The following is a 1371-nucleotide window of genomic DNA, read 5'->3' as shown; positions in this document are numbered from 1 at the left end:
TCACCCTGGTGGCAGGATGAGGATTGCGCGGAAGTCGTTGACGTTGGTGAGGGTGGGGCCGGTGACGACCTGCGCGGCCGCGCGGGCGAAGAAGCCGTGGGCGTCGTTGCGGGCCAGCGCCTCGGCGGCGCCGGGGGTGGCGAGCGTGTCGGGGCCGATCACGGCGCCAGCAACTTCGGCGGCGCCGTCCACCCCGTCGGTGTCGCAGGCAAGCGCGTGGATCCGCGGGTGCCCGTCCAGCGCCAGCGCCAGGGCGAGGCAGAATTCGGCATTCGGGCCGCCTGTCCCGTCGCCCCGCCGGGTCACGGTCAACTCGCCCCCGGAGAGGAGGAGCACGGGCCGGTCGCCGGGCTTGAGGCTGGCAGCCACGCCCAAGGCCAGCGCGGCCTGCTCGCGGGCCACCTCCCGCGCCTCGCCCTCCAGCCGGTCGCCGAGGGTACGGACCTCGGCCAGGGGGGCGGCAAGGTCGGCGGCGGCGGCAAGCGACTGGGCGGGGGCGGCGTAGATCACGTTCTCGCTGCGGGCAAGGCGCGGATCGCCGGGCGGCACCACCCCGGAGCGGGCCAGCGCGGCGCGGGCGGAGGGGGGCACGGGGATGGCCCAGCGCTCGAGGATCGCCCGGGCATCCTGCGGCGTGGTGGCGTCGCCAACCGTGGGACCGGAGCCGATGAAGGCCGGATCGTCGCCGGGCACATCCGAGATCATCAGGGCGAGCAGCTTCGCAGGATAGGCCGCCGCGGCAAGCTGCCCCCCCTTCACGCGGGAAAGGTGCTTGCGGACCGTGTTCATCGCCGAGATCGGCGCACCGGAGGCGAGCAGCGCGGCGTTGACCGCCTGCTTCTCGGCCAGCGTCATGCCCTCCGCCGGGGCGCAGAGGAGCGCAGAGGCGCCGCCGGAGATCAGCGCGAGGACGGTGTCCTCTTCCTTTAGCCCGTGCAGCAGCGCGAGCATCCGCCGCGTGGCATCCACCCCGGCCTGGTCGGGGACCGGATGGGCCGCCTCGACAATCTCGATCCCCCGGCAGGGGCGGCCGTAGCCGTAGCGGGTGATGACCAGCCCCGCGCAGGGGCCCCATTCGGCCTCGACCGCCTCGGCCATCCGGGCAGAGGCTTTCCCCGCACCGATCACCAGCAGCCGGCCCCCGGGCCTGTCCGGCAGGAACCGGGCCAGCGAGCGCATCGGATCGGCGACCTCGACCGCGCGGTCGAAAAGCTGGCGCAGGAAGGCGGCGGGGTCTCTCATCATCACGACTGGCTCGACGCGCGGGGAATCAATGTCACAGCTGTAACGGTTTCCGCAGGCGGGCGACGACCCTCTTCCAGCCAACCCAACACCGTTTCCGCCATCCGCCGACCAAAACCGGCGATGTCG

Annotated in this window: 1 protein-coding gene; it reads right to left on the bottom strand. The window is 73.4% G+C overall.

What is annotated here, in order from left to right; all coding sequences use genetic code 11:
• On the bottom strand, positions 1–1242 hold the full coding sequence (locus tag JNJ68_RS19320; protein WP_294985380.1) for a glycerate kinase: 1242 nt from the start codon (positions 1240–1242) through the stop codon (positions 1–3).
• Positions 1243–1371: the final 129 nt, after the last annotated feature.

The sequence above is a fragment of the Tabrizicola sp. genome (genome assembly GCF_016793705.1).
Classification (GTDB): Bacteria; Pseudomonadota; Alphaproteobacteria; order Rhodobacterales; family Rhodobacteraceae; genus Tabrizicola.
Note: the sequence above shows the minus strand (reverse complement) of the source record. Positions and strands in the feature narration are given on the sequence as shown.